The sequence below is a fragment of the Leisingera sp. ANG-DT genome, assembly GCF_000813785.1.
Classification (GTDB): domain Bacteria; phylum Pseudomonadota; class Alphaproteobacteria; order Rhodobacterales; family Rhodobacteraceae; genus Leisingera.
Window position 1 is genome coordinate 41,779 of sequence record NZ_JWLE01000029.1, and the last position, 12,819, is coordinate 54,597.

At 63.9% G+C, this 12,819-nt stretch carries 14 protein-coding genes; 9 read left to right on the forward strand and 5 right to left on the reverse strand.

Annotated features, from left to right (window positions below; all coding sequences use genetic code 11):
* Positions 1-144 precede the first annotated feature (144 nt).
* Complete coding sequence (locus RA21_RS18615) at positions 145-627, forward strand: DUF2244 domain-containing protein (protein WP_039151708.1); 483 nt, start codon at positions 145-147, stop codon at positions 625-627.
* 92 nt (positions 628-719) lie between these two features.
* Here RA21_RS18615 and RA21_RS18620 read toward each other — a convergent pair whose 3' ends face one another.
* Positions 720-1,193 carry a GatB/YqeY domain-containing protein gene (locus RA21_RS18620; protein WP_029205060.1) on the reverse strand — a complete coding sequence of 158 codons (474 nt, stop codon included), beginning with the start codon at positions 1,191-1,193 and terminating at the stop codon, positions 720-722.
* A gap of 182 nt (positions 1,194-1,375) precedes the next feature.
* On the opposite strand from RA21_RS18620, the gene carA reads away from it, so the two are divergent.
* Positions 1,376-2,536 carry a glutamine-hydrolyzing carbamoyl-phosphate synthase small subunit gene (gene carA / locus RA21_RS18625; RefSeq protein ID WP_039151710.1) on the forward strand — a complete coding sequence of 387 codons (1,161 nt, stop codon included), beginning with the start codon at positions 1,376-1,378 and terminating at the stop codon, positions 2,534-2,536.
* A 110-nt stretch (positions 2,537-2,646) separates the two neighbouring features.
* Positions 2,647-4,578: a glycosyltransferase gene (locus RA21_RS18630; RefSeq protein ID WP_039151713.1), complete on the forward strand. Its 1,932-nt coding sequence runs from the start codon at positions 2,647-2,649 to the stop codon at positions 4,576-4,578.
* Here RA21_RS18630 and RA21_RS18635 read toward each other — a convergent pair.
* Entirely contained in the window at positions 4,538-5,182 is a 645-nt protein-coding gene (locus tag RA21_RS18635) for a GntR family transcriptional regulator (RefSeq protein ID WP_039151715.1), read from the reverse strand. The genes RA21_RS18630 and RA21_RS18635 overlap by 41 nt on opposite strands.
* A 143-nt stretch (positions 5,183-5,325) precedes the next feature.
* Between RA21_RS18635 and RA21_RS18640 the strand changes: the two genes are divergently transcribed.
* The 4 genes from RA21_RS18640 to RA21_RS18655 all read left to right on the forward strand — a co-directional run bounded on the left by RA21_RS18640 (position 5,326) and on the right by RA21_RS18655 (position 8,363).
* The gene (locus RA21_RS18640) at positions 5,326-5,970 is read left to right on the forward strand and encodes a pyrimidine 5'-nucleotidase (RefSeq protein WP_039151717.1); all 645 of its coding nucleotides are present in this window, start codon (positions 5,326-5,328) and stop codon (positions 5,968-5,970) included.
* Positions 5,971-6,133: 163 nt separating this feature from the next.
* Entirely contained in the window at positions 6,134-6,382 is a 249-nt protein-coding gene (locus RA21_RS18645) for a hypothetical protein (protein WP_039151719.1), read from the forward strand.
* Between the two features lie 78 nt (positions 6,383-6,460).
* Positions 6,461-7,657 carry a UbiH/UbiF family hydroxylase gene (locus RA21_RS18650; protein WP_039151721.1) on the forward strand — a complete coding sequence of 399 codons (1,197 nt, stop codon included), beginning with the start codon at positions 6,461-6,463 and terminating at the stop codon, positions 7,655-7,657.
* A gap of 1 nt (position 7,658) precedes the next feature.
* A complete protein-coding gene (locus RA21_RS18655; protein WP_039151723.1) occupies positions 7,659-8,363 on the forward strand; it encodes a M50 family metallopeptidase in 705 nt (234 codons plus the stop codon).
* Here RA21_RS18655 and RA21_RS18660 read toward each other — a convergent pair.
* From RA21_RS18660 to RA21_RS18670, 3 genes are all read right to left on the reverse strand, one after another.
* Positions 8,360-9,484 (reverse strand): aminotransferase class V-fold PLP-dependent enzyme, encoded by a 1,125-nt coding sequence (locus tag RA21_RS18660; RefSeq protein ID WP_039151726.1) that lies wholly within the window; start codon positions 9,482-9,484, stop codon positions 8,360-8,362. The genes RA21_RS18655 and RA21_RS18660 overlap by 4 nt on opposite strands.
* Before the next feature lie 199 nt (positions 9,485-9,683).
* Positions 9,684-10,142, reverse strand: a complete 459-nt coding sequence (locus tag RA21_RS18665; RefSeq protein WP_039151728.1) for an Lrp/AsnC family transcriptional regulator — start codon at positions 10,140-10,142, stop codon at positions 9,684-9,686.
* A complete protein-coding gene (locus tag RA21_RS18670) occupies positions 10,139-10,594 on the reverse strand; it encodes an Lrp/AsnC family transcriptional regulator (protein ID WP_039151730.1) in 456 nt (151 codons plus the stop codon). Before RA21_RS18670 ends, RA21_RS18665 begins: the two co-directional genes overlap by 4 nt.
* 132 nt (positions 10,595-10,726) lie before the next feature.
* On the opposite strand from RA21_RS18670, the gene ilvC reads away from it, so the two are divergent.
* On the forward strand, positions 10,727-11,749 hold the full coding sequence (gene ilvC, locus RA21_RS18675; protein ID WP_019298383.1) for a ketol-acid reductoisomerase: 1,023 nt from the start codon (positions 10,727-10,729) through the stop codon (positions 11,747-11,749).
* 90 nt (positions 11,750-11,839) lie between these two features.
* A complete protein-coding gene (locus tag RA21_RS18680) occupies positions 11,840-12,748 on the forward strand; it encodes a DMT family transporter (protein WP_019298382.1) in 909 nt (302 codons plus the stop codon).
* Positions 12,749-12,819 lie beyond the last annotated feature (71 nt).

Sequence of the window (12,819 nt, forward strand, 5' to 3'; positions counted from 1 at the left end):
CTGAGAAGCTGATACAGAAAAGCCCCGGTGCTGATGCTCCGGGGCCTTTTTCATACCCGCTTGTCCGGATAAATGGCCGCAGTGGAATTTCCGCCCTTCCGGCACATCATTCATAGAGCGCTCTCCCTCTTCAGGCCCGAACCTATGCCCTACAATTGGATCCGCCCGCAGTCTGGCGCCGAGCGTGAACTGCACCTCTGGCCGCACCAGTCGCTGCCGCCCAAGGGGTACGCGCGTTTTATTGGCGTCACTGCAGCTTTGATCTGCGTGCCACTGTTGCCGCTGCTGGGATCCTTCCTGCTCTGGGGCCTCCTGCCATTCCTGCTGCTGGCGCTGTTCGGCATGAAATGGGCGCTGGACCGCAGCCGCCGCGACCACCAGATCCTCGAAGTGCTGACCCTCACCGCCGAGGAAGCCCGGCTGGAGCGGATCAACCCGGACGGCAAGCGGCAAAGCTGGCGCTGCAACCGCTACTGGACCCGCGTCGAGATGCACGAGCATGACGGCCCGGTACCCCATTATGTCACCCTGCAGGGCGGCGGCCGCGAGGTGGAAATCGGCGCCTTCCTCTCGGAAGAAGAACGGGTCGCGCTCTACGGCGACCTCAAAGACGCCCTGTCCAGCTAGCTGACATAAGAAAGGCCCGCGATGCGGGCCTTACGCTTCTTTCTGGTCTCAAATACCCCCGCCGGAGGCAGCACGCGCCAGCGTGCCTTCCCTCAGCAGTCGCCCTTGCTGCAGAGCTGATCCTTGACCATCGGGCCGGCTTTGCCGAAATCCATCTGGCCGGTGTATTTCGCCTTCAGCGCGGCCATCACCTTGCCCATGTCGCGAATCGATTCGGCGCCGGTCTCCGCAACTACCGTCTTTACCGCCTCAGCCGCCTCCTCGTCGCTCAGCTGCTGCGGCAGGAATTCCTCGATGACGGCGATCTCGCCCAGTTCCCGCTCCGCCAGATCCAGCCGCCCGCCTTCCTCATAGGCGTGGGCGCTTTCCTTGCGCTGCTTGGTCATCTTGCTCAGAATGGCGAGGATTTCCTCATCTCCGATGCTGGTTTCCTCGCCATCGGCGCGGGCAGCAATTTCGCGGTCCTTGATCGCAGCATTGATCAGCCGCAGCGTACACAGCCGCTCCGCCGCCTTGTCTTTCATCGCCTGCTTCAGGGCCTGATTGACCCGAGTGCGCGTATCCATATGCAAAAGCATCCCCATGGTTGCCGGACACCGATGGTTATCCATTCTTATGCAGCTGTGCAAGTTTACAGTAAACTTTCCATTCCTGTCCCCGCGTCAGCCTGGCCGCCTCTTGCAGGCTTGACCCGCATGGGCGCTCCCCTTACAAGCCCATGAATTTTACCCGCATGGAGACTCGCGCAATGGCCGCTTCCGCCCCGACCAAGCCCACCGCATGCCTGGCGCTCGCTGATGGCACCGTCTTTTACGGCACCGGTTTCGGCGCGACCGGCGACACCGTGGCCGAGCTCTGCTTCAATACCGCAATGACCGGCTACCAGGAGATCATGACCGATCCCTCCTATGCCGGCCAGATCGTCACCTTCACCTTCCCCCATATCGGCAACACCGGCGTCACCCCGGAAGATGACGAAACCGGCGATCCCGTTGCTGCGGGCATGGTGGTGAAATGGGATCCGACGCTGGCCTCCAACTGGCGCGCAACCGAAGAGCTGAAGGACTGGCTCACCCGCACCGGCCGCATCGCCATCGGCGGCGTCGACACCCGCCGCCTGACCCGCGCGATCCGCCAGCAGGGCGCGCCGCATGTGGCACTGGCGCATGACCCGGAGGGCAACTTCGACATTGAGGCGCTGGTCGCCAAGGCGCGCGGCTGGTCCGGCCTGGTCGGCCTTGACCTGGCCAAGGACGTTACCTGCGCGCAAAGCTACCGCTGGGACGAAATGCGCTGGGCCTGGCCGGATGGTTATGCCCGCCAGGAAGCGCCCAAGCACAAGGTTGTGGCTGTTGACTATGGTGCCAAGCGCAACATCCTGCGCTGCCTCGCCTCCGCGGGCTGCGACGTGACCGTGCTGCCCGCCACCGCCACCGCCGAGGAAGTGCTGGCGCACAATCCCGACGGCGTGTTCCTGTCCAACGGCCCGGGCGATCCGGCGGCCACTGGCGAATACGCGGTGCCGATGATCCAGGACGTGCTGAAAGCTGACCTGCCGGTCTTTGGCATCTGCCTCGGCCACCAGATGCTGGCCCTGGCCCTGGGCGCCAAGACCGTCAAGATGAACCACGGCCACCACGGCGCCAACCACCCGGTCAAGGAGCATTCCACCGGCAAAGTGGAAATCACCTCGATGAACCACGGCTTTGCGGTGGATGCGCAGACCCTGCCGGAGGGCGTCGAAGAATCGCATGTCTCGCTGTTCGACGGCTCCAACTGCGGTATCCGCATTGCCGGCAAGCCGGTGTTCTCGGTGCAGCACCACCCCGAGGCCAGCCCCGGCCCGCAGGACAGCTTCTACCTGTTCGAGCGCTTTGCCGACGCGATGGCAGAACGCAAATCTGCGTAAAAAATCGGCCGGCCATGCCGCTCTGGCGGCATGGTTAACACCGCATTTACCAACTCTTAACCCCCCGCCGCCAGCCTGAACGCCTCTGGTTTCAGTGTTGCGGACGGGCGATGGGTATTGTGTCACAGCCGCTGCGGCAGCTCCGGCCGCCGCAGCAGGGAAAGCTCCCGCAGCAAGGGCTGCCGCCGGATGCGCCGCCGCCGGTAGACAACAGCAGCATGATGAAGGCTCTGGTGCTGCGGCAGCACCAGAAAGCCGCGCTTGGACGGGTGCTGGTTGCCGAAGGGCTGGCAAGCGAGGACCAGGTCCAGGACACATTGTCCCGCCAGTACCGGATGCCCCGCGCTGACTTGTCCGGCCAGATGGCCAACTCCCGGCTGCTGGCCTGCAAACCCGCGCGGTTCTGGCTGCGCCGCTGCGCGGTTCCCTGGATGCAGCTGGGCCGGACCGTCACAGTGGCGGTTGCCCACCCCGACCGGTTTGAGACCCTGCAGCAGGAACTGCGGGACAGTTTCCAGCAGGTCACCCCGGTTCTGGCCAGTGAAGCCCAGATTACAGCACTGCTTACCGCCCATTTCAGCCCCGCCCTGGTGCAGCAGGCCAGCTGCAGCGTGGCCCCGCAGCTAAGCTGCCGCACCCTGCGGCTTGCGCGGGGCCGCGCTCTGCTGGCCACCTTGGCCGCCCCGGCGCTCTTTCTGTCCTGGCACGCTCCGGCAGCGGTTTTCACCTCTCTCAGCGCATTGGCGCTGCTCTCTGTATTTCTGTTTACCGCGCTCAAGCTCTGCGGACTCGCCTCTTACTGGCATGCACGCGCGCACCGGGTATCCACCAAGCCCGAGCTTGCCACGCCTCCCCGCACCTCCTGCCCTATGATTTCAATCCTGATTCCGCTCTATCAGGAGGCCGAGATCAGCCGCGCCTTGCTCACCCGGATCCGGAAACTCAGCTATCCGCGGGCGCAGACGGACGTGATCCTGGTGCTGGAGGAGCACGACAGCGTAACCCGTGCTGCCCTGCAGAACGCCCGCCTGCCCGCTTGGATCCGCGTGGTGGAAGTGCCGGCCTTCGGCGGGCTGACGACCAAACCCCGGGCGATGAACTACGCGCTGAATTTCTGCCGCGGTGACATCATCGGGGTCTGGGACGCCGAGGATGCGCCCCAGGCCGAGCAGCTGAATCAGGTCGCGCAGGCCTTTGCCGCCGCTGATAAACGGACGGCGTGTTTTCAGGGAGTGCTGGACTACTACAATCCGGGCACCAACTGGATATCACGCTGCTTCACGCTGGAATATGCCAGCTGGTTCCGCATCGTTTTGCATGGCATCGCCCGGCTCGGCCTTGTTGTGCCTCTGGGCGGCACCACCATGTTTGTGCGCCGCAAGGTGCTGGAGGAACTGGGCGGCTGGGATGCCCACAACGTCACCGAAGACGCTGATCTGGGCGTCCGCCTGTACCGGGCAGGATACCGCACGGAAATGCTGCCCAGCACGACATATGAGGAAGCCAACTGGCGCCCCTGGCCCTGGATCAAGCAGCGTTCCCGCTGGCTCAAGGGGTTTATGGTGACCTATCTGGTGCATATGCGCCAGCCGCTGCGGCTGCTAGCGGAACTGGGCTGGAAGCGTTTTCTGGGCTTTCAGGCGTTCTTTCTGGGCACCATCGGGCAGTTCCTGTTTGCCCCGGTGCTGTGGTCGTTCTGGCTGTTCACCCTGGGCCTGCCGCACCCCAGCGACGAGAGCCTGCCGCCGCTGCTGCTGACGCTGGCCGCGGCAATGCTGGTGTTCTTTGAAGGGTTGGGGCTGTTCATAAGTATCACCGCGGCCTTTGCCATGGGCCGCCCGTGGCTGGCAGCCTGGGCACCTGCAATGATCCTTTACTTCCCGATGGGCGCCGTTGCGGTTGCCAAGGCGGCGCATGAACTGCTCGCGCGGCCATTTTTCTGGGACAAGACGGCCCACGGCATCAAACCCGCCACCAAACGCCGCCGCCGCCGCTGGCGGGTTATCCCCGCCCGCTGGCGTCCTGCTTCAGCCGGGTCATGAACGCGATTGAAATATGCTCCTTCAGCGCTTCACCCGCTGCCGCCTCATCGCGGCGGCTGATCGCGTCGACAATTCCCTTGTGCTCTGACTGGGCAATCTCGCTGCGGCCCTCGGCCGCCAGCGAGGTGGTCGCCATCAGCGCCATGGTCCGGTGCACCAGATCCAGCTGCTGCACCAGGTAGCGGTTGTGCGAGGCCAGATGGATCTGCTCATGGAACCGGCGGTTGGCCTTGGACAGCGCCGCCGGATCGCCGACCAGCTTGTCGTCAGACTCGACCATCTCCTTCAGCACCTTGATCTCTTCCTCGGTGGCATGGCGCGCCGCCAGCTGTGCCGCCAGCCCTTCCAGCTCGCGCCGCACCACATACAGCTCAGCCATTTGGTTGTGATCCAGCGAGGCCACAATCAGCGACCGCCCGTCGCGCTCCAGCAGCGATTGCGTCTCCAGCCGCTGCAGCGCCTCGCGGATCGGCGTACGCGACACGCCAAAGCGTTCCGCCAGATCGCTTTCCACCAGCCGGTCGCCCGGCTTGTAGATCCCCGAGTCGATCGCCTCGAGGATCAGCGCATAGGCATCTTTCTGGTTGCTGCGGCTCTGGCTCATGGTCGCCCCTCGTCTGTTTTGATCCGACAATCTCTACAGCGCATCCCCCAGCAATCAACCCTGATGGCGCCAACGCGCTGAAAACCCGCAGGCAAAATGTGCTTTTGATTGCAAATGCCGCTTGGGACCCCTACTTCGGCACCATGCCCAAACACGCCTTTTCCCACGTCCGCCAATGGGTGTTCGATCTCGACAACACCCTCTATCACCCCTCCGCCCGGCTGTTCGACCAGATCGAGGTCAAGATGACGGCCTATGTGATGGACGCGCTCAAGGTCGACAGGGCAGAGGCCGACCGCCTGCGCAGCCATTACTGGCGCGAGCATGGCACAACCCTTGCCGGGCTGATGCGCGAACACGATCTGGACCCGGACCCCTATCTGGTCGCAGTCCACGACATCTCTATGGACCATCTGGAGGAGGACGCGCCGCTGGCGGCCGCGATCCGCAATCTGCCCGGCAAGAAGATCGTCTATACCAACGGCTCTGCACCCTATGCCGAGCGGGTACTGGCCGCGCGCGGACTGTCCGGACTGTTCGATGAGGTTTACGGCGTCGAACATGCGGACTACCACCCGAAGCCCGAACGCCGCGCCTTTGACCGGGTGTTTGCCCGCGCCGGGATCGCCCCGCAGCAGGCCGCCATGTTCGAGGATGATCCGCGCAACCTGGCCGCCCCGCATGAGATGGGCATGCGCACCGTCCATGTGGCGCCAGAGCCGGTCAAGGCGGACCATATCCATCATCATTCGGACGATCTGGCGGGTTTTCTGGCCGCACTGAATTGACCGCAAAGCCTGCGCCAGGACGCTTTTGCGCAGCCGTTTGCCGCATCGCAAAATGTGTGCAATTGCATTCCGGCAAAACTTCGCAACTGCGGCAAAATATACCTGTTTGCTGCATGTTTTCCTCCCTATATGCGCCCCGAAACGACCTGATGGAGCATGACCGATGAGCGCATACACCCTCCCCGCCCGCCTGACCCTGTGGCAGCGCATCCTGTTTGCCGTGCCGCTGCTGGGGCGGATCTTCAAGGAAGTCGCCTACGGCCCGGAGGAGAACATCGGCTACGCCCTGGCAACCTTTGTCAGCCTCTGGGGCTGCTCGATCATGCTGTTCGGCATTCCGGGCCTCTACATCCCCGCGCTGTGCATGGTGCCGGTGATGTTCCTGGTCCTGCTGTCCATCACCCGCGGCTAATTCCCCGAGCGGCAGGTTGCTGCTTGTCTTCCCCCTCCGTCAGGGCCTATTTCAGGGCAACAACGGAGGGCTGAGACCATGGCCGAGACCTGCGACATCCTGATTTCCGGCGGCGGCATCGCGGGACTGACCGCAGCCGCCGCGTTTGCCTCCAAGGGCTTCAGCGTCATTTGCGCCGACCCGGCCCCGCCGGTCACCGAACGCGACGCCGAAGGCTCCGATCTGCGCACCACCGCATTTCTGCAACCGGCCCAGGCGCTGCTGGAGCGCTGCGGGATCTGGGCGCGGCTGGCGGACCACGCCGCCCCCTTGCAGATCATGCGCATCGTCGATGCGGGCGGCGCCCGGCCCGAACCGCGGGTGGTCAAGGATTTCAACGCCGCTGACATCTCTGACCAGCCGTTCGGGTGGAACCTGCCCAATTGGCTGCTGCGGCGCGAAATGATTGCCCGGCTGGCAGAACTGCCGAACGTCGACCTGCGTTTCGGCACCGGCACCACTGGCCTGTTCACCCGCACCGATGAGGCGCGCGTCGGCCTCAGCGGCGGCACCCAGGTGACCGCAAAACTGGTAGTGGCCTGTGACGGCCGCAACTCCCCCATGCGCGAGGCCGCTGGCATTCCGGTGAAAACCACCCGTTACGGGCAAAAGGCGCTGGCCTTTGCCGTCACCCACCCTGTGCCACATGACAACGTCTCCACCGAGATCCACCGCTCTGGCGGCCCCTTCACGCTGGTGCCGCTGCCCGACCATCAGGGCCAGCCGTCCTCGGCGATTGTCTGGATGGAGCGCGGCCCCGAGGCGCAGGAACTCTTGAACCTGGAACCCGCAGCCTTCGAGGCCGCGATGACCGAGCGCAGCTGCGGGCTGTTCGGCGATCTGAAACTGGCGTCACACCGCACTATCTGGCCGATCATCAGCCAGTCGGCAGAGCGGCTGAACGGCGAGCGGCTGGCGCTGATGGCCGAAGCCGCCCATGTGGTGCCGCCGATCGGCGCCCAGGGTTTGAACATGTCCCTGGGCGATCTGCGCAGCCTGCTGGAGTTGGCGGAGGCCCGCCCCGAGGGCTTGGGCGATGCGCAGATGCTGGCCGCCTACCACAAGGCCCGCCACAACGAGATCCTGCTGCGCGTGAAGGGCATCGACCTCCTGAACCGCACCTCCATGCTGGCGCCGCGCCCGCTGCGCGACCTGCGTGCCTTTGGCCTCAACGCGCTGTATTCGCTGGCCCCGGTGCGCAAAACGCTGATGCAGATGGGCCTTGGTGTGAAGTAACATGCGGGCTGCCGGACGCTTTTTGAAAGGCCACTGGCAGCTCCTCTGCCTGACCCTGGCGATTGCCATCCTCTGGCAAACCCCGGCGCTGCTTCCGTTGCGGATCCTGACCGTGTTCCTGCATGAAGTCTCCCATGCCGGCATGACCTTGCTGACCGGCGGGGATGTGGTCAGCCTGACCATCGACCCCTATGAAGGCGGCAGAGTGGTCTCGCGCGGCGGCAGCCGGTTCCTGACGCTCACGGCAGGCTACACCGGATCGCTGCTGATCGGTTCTGCCCTGTTCGTGATTGCCCTGCGCACCGATTGGGACCGCAAGGTGCTCGCCTTCTTCGGCGCAATCACCCTGGCGGTTGCGGCTTTTTATGTCCGGGATCTGTTCGCGCTTGGCTTTACCCTTGCCACCGGCGCGCTGATGCTCGCCGCATCGCGCTACCTCAGCCTCAATATCAACGACATGATCCTGCGGGTGATCGGGGTCAGCAGCATGATCTACGTGCCGCTTGATATCTGGGACGACACCATCGCGCGATCCTACCTGCGCTCCGACGCGCGGATGATGGCGGAGGAGTTCGGCGGCGTAACCATGCTATGGGGCGGAATATGGCTGGCCATCAGCCTCGGGGTGATCTGGCTCACCCTGCGCCACGGGCTGGGCCGCACAAGCAATATCCCCTTGCGCAGCCCAGTCCAGATTTTGCGTTAAAGCACCTGATCCACGACTGTTTTCAGCCGTGCGATGGTGGCATCCACGTCATAGAGCTTGTCCAGACCGAACAGTCCGAGGCGGAAGGTGCGGAAATCGGCAGGCTCATCACACTGCAGCGGCACGCCGGCGGCGATCTGGGTACCCAGTGCCAGGAACTTCTTGCCGTTCTGCACGTCCGGATCAGAGGTATAGCTCACCACCACGCCCGGCGCACCGAAGCCATCCGCCGCAACTGAGGTGATCCCCTTCTCCTTCAGCATCGCCCGCACGCCGTTGCCCAGCGCCCACTGCGCATCGCGCAAGCGGCCGAACCCGTACTCCTTGGTCTCCAGCATGGTGTCGCGGAAGGCCTTCAGCGCATCAGTCGGCATGGTGGCATGATAGGCATGGCCGCCGTCCTCGTACGCTTTCATGATGGTGCGCCATTGCTTCAGGTTGATGGCAAAGCTGTCCGAAGTAGTCTCTTCCAGCCGCGCCAGCGCCCGGTCCGAGAACATCACCAGACCGGCGGACGGAGACGCGCTCCAGCCCTTCTGCGGGGCGGAAATCAGCACGTCCACACCAGTCGCCTTCATGTCGATCCAGGCACAGCCCGACGCGATGCAGTCCAGCACCATCAGCGCGCCCACCTCATGCGCAGCCGCCGCCATGGCGGTCACATAGTCATCCGGCAGGATCACACCTGCGGCGGTTTCCACATGCGGGGCGAAAACGATATCCGGCTTCTGGTCCTTGATCGCAGCCACCACATCCGCAATCGGCGCGGGCTCAAACGGCGATGCGCTCTCATTGCCGGTGCGGCGTGCCTTCATCACGGTGGAGGACGCGGTGAAGCCGCCGGCTTCAAAGATCTGGCTCCAGCGGTAAGAGAACCAGCCGTTCCTGACCACCAGCGCATTGGCGCCGCGGGCAAACTGGCGCGCCACCGCCTCCATCGCATAAGTCCCGCCACCCGGCACCAGCGCCACAGCCTCGGCGTTATAGACCTCTTTCAGCATCCCGTTGATGTCCAGCATCACGGTCTGAAAGGCCTTGGACATGTGGTTGAGCGAGCGGTCGGTGAAAACCACCGAGAATTCATCCAGACCCTGCGGGTCCACGGTATCGAGCAGTGCCATCTGGGCCTCCCTTGGTATTCCTCATGAAACGGCTAGCCGGTGCCGCAGGCTTTGGCAAAGCCTACAATGGCATACAGCACCGCCGCCGTTCTCCGAAGGGTGATACTGACGGAATGGAAGGGAAAAGACAGCCCAGTCACGACAGAAAACACCCGCATTTGCGCCAGGCGGGTTTCACATCGGCAACAAAGGTGCGCCGTCACCCCAGCGGTCCCGGCCGCCGCTCCTCGCTCAGCAGCACATTGGCCTCGACATTGCCCACTCCTGGCAGGGTCATCACCCGGCGCCGCAGCACGCGTTCAAAGTCGGAAATGTCCCGTGCCGTCACCCGCAGGCGGTAGTCATACATGCCCAGCACATGCTCCACCGTCTGCACCTCGGGGATGGCGGACACCGCGCGCTCAAAATCCTCCAGCGAGACCCGCCCCTTGGTCGCCAGTTTGACGCCCAGAAAAACGGTCACGCCAAACCCCAGCTTCTCCTTGTCCAACTCCAGCCTGCGGCCCGCAATGATACCCGCCTCCTGCAGCCGCTTGATCCGCCGCCAGGTGGCGGGCTGGCTGAGGCCCAGCTGCCGCCCCATCGCCCCCGCCGACAGAGTGGCATCCTCCGACAGCGCCCGCAGGATGGCAAAATCGAGATCATCCAGCCCGCTCATACTGGCAGCACCTCGTCCGACTTGATCCGCGCCACATGCATCAGCGCCTCGATATCGGTGATATGCGGCAGGTTCAGAATGGCGGCGCGGTAGATCTGCTGGTAATGCGTCATGTCTCGCGCAATCACCGAAAGCCGCACGTCGACCTGGCCCAGAAATGTCTGGATCTCGATCACCTCGGCAATGCCGCGGGCGGCCTCGATGAACTCGTCAAAGGCGCGCGGATTGGTCTTGTCCAGCGTCACCCTCAGCGACACCTCGACCTCATATCCCAGGGCGCGCCAGTCGATTACCGCGCGCTGCCCAAGGATCACGCGCGCCTCGCGCAGCTTCTCCAGCCGCCGCGACAGGCGCGAGGCTGTAAGCCCCAGCCGTTCGGCCAGATCCGGAATCGATTGCTCCGGGTCGCTTTGCATATAGCGCAGAATGCGCCGGTCGAGATCATCAAGCATGATTTCGTCACTATCAGTCAAAGTGACGAATGACTACCGCAAAGAAACTGCGAAATTCATGCGCAACAGCAATCGCCTTCCCCGCCCACATGCCTATGATGCCTTCAAACACCAAACGAAAGGACGTGGATCATGCGCGTTTATTACGACCGCGATTGCGATGTGAACCTGATCAAGGACAAGAAAGTGGCCATCCTGGGCTATGGCTCCCAGGGCCACGCCCACGCGCTGAACCTGCGCGATAGCGGCGCCAAGAACCTTGTTGTTGCCCTGCGCGAAGGCTCCCCCTCCGCCAAGAAAGCCGAAGGCGAAGGCCTGCAGGTCATGGGCATCGCAGAAGCGGCCGCCTGGTGCGACGTGATCATGTTCACCATGCCCGACGAACTGCAGGCTGAGACCTACAAGAAATACGTCCACGACAACATCCGTCCGGGCGCAGCCATCGCGTTTGCCCACGGCCTGAACGTGCACTTCGGCCTGATCGAGCCGAAAGAAGGCGTCGACGTCATCATGATGGCGCCCAAGGGCCCGGGCCACACCGTGCGCGGTGAATACACCAAAGGCGGCGGCGTGCCCTGCCTGGTTGCGGTTCACACCGACGCCACCGGTAAAGCGCTGGAAACCGGCCTGTCCTACTGCTCCGCCATCGGCGGCGGCCGCTCGGGCATCATCGAAACCAACTTCCGCGAAGAATGCGAAACCGACCTGTTCGGCGAGCAGGCGGTTCTGTGCGGCGGTCTGGTTGAACTGATCCGCTGCGGTTTCGAGACCCTGGTCGAAGCCGGCTACGCACCGGAAATGGCCTACTTTGAATGCCTGCACGAAGTGAAGCTGATCGTTGACCTGATCTATGAAGGCGGCATCGCCAACATGGACTACTCGATCTCCAACACTGCCGAGTACGGCCAGTACGTCACCGGCCCGCGCATCCTGAAGTACGACGAAACCAAAGCCCGCATGAAAGCGGTTCTGGAAGACATCCAGCAGGGCAAATTCGTCCGCGACTTCATGCTGGAGAACCAGGTTGGCCAGCCGACCCTGAAAGCCTCCCGCCGTGCCAACGACGAGCACCTGATCGAAGAAACCGGCGCCAAGCTGCGCGGCATGATGCCGTGGATCTCGGCCGGCAAGATGGTCGACAAAGAGAAGAACTAAGGCGCCCGCGGAACCCTCCGCTGACCTTACCTCTGCAGGGCGCTCCGGTTTTGGGGCGCCCTTTTTCATTTATTTTATTGAGGTTATCCGATGCCAGATTCTCCCGGCGCTGCCAATTGGGCCAAGCTGCTGTTCCTCGGTGTAATCTGGGGCGCCTCTTTCATGGCGGTGTCGCTGGCACTCAGGGGCTTCCCGCCGATGACCATCGCCGCGCTGCGGATCTCCATCGGCGCGCTGTGCCTCCTGGGGGTGGTCTCTGCGATGGGAATCGGCTTGCCCTCACCGCGCACGCGTGACGGCCGGATCATCTGGGCCTGCGCCATCGGCATGGGGTTCTTTACCAACGCCCTGCCCTTCACCCTGCTCAGCTGGGGGCAGACCTATGTGGCCAGTGGCTTTGCCGGGGTCTGCATGGCGGTGGTGCCGCTGTTTGTGCTGCCGCTGGCGCATCTGCTGGTTCCGGGCGAAAGCATGACCCTGCGCCGCACCATCAGCTTCCTGATCGGCTTTGCCGGCGTTGTGGTGCTGATCGGGCTCGACGCCTTCCGCTCTGCCGGCACGGATTTCGAATCGCTGGCCCGCCTGGCCTGCCTGGGCGCTTCGCTCTGTTACGCCATCGGCTCAATCATCACCCGACTCTGCCCGCAGGTGAACATGCTGTCGCTCTCCGCCGCCGCTCTCCTCTGCGGTGCCGCCATGATGACCCCGGCCGCGCTCTGGGCCGAAGGTGTGCCGGAATTGCCCGCCGTCCTGCCGCTTGGTGCCGTTATCTACCTTGGCCTGCTGCCCACTGCCCTCGCCCAGGTGCTGCTGGTGCAGGTTGCCCGCAGCGCAGGCCCGGCGTTTCTCTCCACCGTGAACTATCAGGTGCCGGTCTGGTCGGTGATCTTCGGCGCAGCCCTTCTGGGCGAAACCCTGCCGCCGCAGCTGTTTGCGGCGCTGGCTCTGATCCTCGGCGGCCTGCTCCTCAGCCGCAGCCGCCGCCCGCGCGTGGCGTGAAGCGCAAACGCTTCGATCGGTAACAAAGCAATTGCCATTGACCCCGCCCGCCCGGCGGGGTCTTGTCGCGC

Excerpts from the sequence above, each read along its gene's own strand:
- RA21_RS18680 (WP_019298382.1), top strand. The coding sequence starts at position 11,840 with ATGCCAGATTCTCCCGGCGCTGCCAATTGGGCCAAGCTGCTGTTCCTC.
- RA21_RS18660 (WP_039151726.1), bottom strand. The coding sequence starts at position 9,484 with ATGGCACTGCTCGATACCGTGGACCCGCAGGGTCTGGATGAATTCTCG.
- RA21_RS18670 (WP_039151730.1), bottom strand. The coding sequence starts at position 10,594 with ATGCTTGATGATCTCGACCGGCGCATTCTGCGCTATATGCAAAGCGAC.
- carA (WP_039151710.1), top strand. The coding sequence starts at position 1,376 with ATGGCCGCTTCCGCCCCGACCAAGCCCACCGCATGCCTGGCGCTCGCT.
- RA21_RS18665 (WP_039151728.1), bottom strand. The coding sequence starts at position 10,142 with ATGAGCGGGCTGGATGATCTCGATTTTGCCATCCTGCGGGCGCTGTCG.
- RA21_RS18645 (WP_039151719.1), top strand. The coding sequence starts at position 6,134 with ATGAGCGCATACACCCTCCCCGCCCGCCTGACCCTGTGGCAGCGCATC.
- RA21_RS18620 (WP_029205060.1), bottom strand. The coding sequence starts at position 1,193 with ATGGATACGCGCACTCGGGTCAATCAGGCCCTGAAGCAGGCGATGAAA.
- RA21_RS18650 (WP_039151721.1), top strand. The coding sequence starts at position 6,461 with ATGGCCGAGACCTGCGACATCCTGATTTCCGGCGGCGGCATCGCGGGA.
- ilvC (WP_019298383.1), top strand. The coding sequence starts at position 10,727 with ATGCGCGTTTATTACGACCGCGATTGCGATGTGAACCTGATCAAGGAC.
- RA21_RS18615 (WP_039151708.1), top strand. The coding sequence starts at position 145 with ATGCCCTACAATTGGATCCGCCCGCAGTCTGGCGCCGAGCGTGAACTG.
- RA21_RS18630 (WP_039151713.1), top strand. The coding sequence starts at position 2,647 with ATGGGTATTGTGTCACAGCCGCTGCGGCAGCTCCGGCCGCCGCAGCAG.
- RA21_RS18655 (WP_039151723.1), top strand. The coding sequence starts at position 7,659 with ATGCGGGCTGCCGGACGCTTTTTGAAAGGCCACTGGCAGCTCCTCTGC.
- RA21_RS18635 (WP_039151715.1), bottom strand. The coding sequence starts at position 5,182 with ATGAGCCAGAGCCGCAGCAACCAGAAAGATGCCTATGCGCTGATCCTC.
- RA21_RS18640 (WP_039151717.1), top strand. The coding sequence starts at position 5,326 with ATGCCCAAACACGCCTTTTCCCACGTCCGCCAATGGGTGTTCGATCTC.